Annotated in this window: 1 protein-coding gene; it reads right to left on the bottom strand. The window is 63.0% G+C overall.

Annotated features, from left to right (window positions below; translation table 11 throughout):
• Window positions 1-1,072, bottom strand: a 1,072-nt coding sequence (locus GGQ90_RS28915; protein ID WP_188084659.1) for a GTP-binding protein, incomplete at its 3' end; no start/stop codon positions are given.
• Window positions 1,073-1,125: the final 53 nt, after the last annotated feature.

Genomic DNA, 1,125 nt, shown 5'->3' with positions numbered 1-1,125 from the left:
CCTCGTCATCCATCCACACGATGGTCGCCTCGAACTGGCTGGAGACCTCGGGCGGATTGTCGGCCACGGCAATGACGTCGCCGCGCGAACAGTCGATCTCGTCGGCGAAGCAGAGCGTGACCGACTGGCCGGCGATCGCTTCGTCGAGATCTCCATCGAGCGTAACAATGCGCGAGATGGTGCTGGTCTTGCCCGAAGGCAGCACCCGCACGGCGTCACCCGGCTTGACCGAACCACTGGCGATCAGGCCGGCAAAGCCGCGAAAGTCGAGGTTCGGGCGATTGACCCACTGGACCGGCATGCGGAAGGGCTTGGCCGCCGCGGTGGTGGCATCGACCTCGACGCTTTCGAGATGGGCCATCAGGGTCGGCCCCCGATACCAGGGCGTATTCTCGGAATGGGCGGTGATATTGTCGCCCTTGAAGCCGGAAATGGGGATGGGGGTGAAGGCGCTGATGCCGATGCTCTGCGCGAACTCGGCATAATCCTTGACGATGCCGTCGAACACGGCCTGGTCATAGCCGACCAGATCCATCTTGTTGACGGCCAGCACGATGTTGCGGATGCCGATCAGGTGGGCGAGGTAGCTGTGGCGCCGCGTCTGGGTGAGAATCCCCTTGCGCGCGTCGATCAGGATGACGGCAAGGTCGGCGGTGGACGCGCCGGTGACCATGTTGCGGGTATATTGTTCATGGCCGGGGGTATCGGCGACGATGAACTTGCGCTTTTCGGTGGCGAAGAAGCGATAGGCGACGTCGATGGTGATGCCCTGTTCGCGCTCGGCGGCGAGGCCATCGACCAGCAGGGCGAAGTCGATCTCGCCCCCTTGCGTGCCGACGCGCTTGGAGTCGGCCTGCAGCGCCTCGAGCTGGTCCTCGAAGATCATCTTCGAATCATAGAGCAGCCGCCCGATCAGGGTGGACTTGCCGTCATCGACCGAGCCGCAGGTGATGAAGCGCAGCATGGTCTTGTGCTGATGGACGTCGAGATAGGCGTCGATGTCCTGCGCGATCAGCGCATCGGTCTGGTAGATCGGGGCCTGGGTGTCGGGCTGAGTGAGCGTGTCGGTCATTGGCTTTGTCCCGTCATCCCAGCGAAAGCTGGGATCTGGTTGATCTTGGAGAG

This window comes from Sphingobium scionense (assembly GCF_014197035.1).
Classification (GTDB): Bacteria; Pseudomonadota; Alphaproteobacteria; order Sphingomonadales; family Sphingomonadaceae; genus Sphingobium; species Sphingobium scionense.
This window is presented reverse-complemented; position numbering and strand designations above follow the sequence as displayed.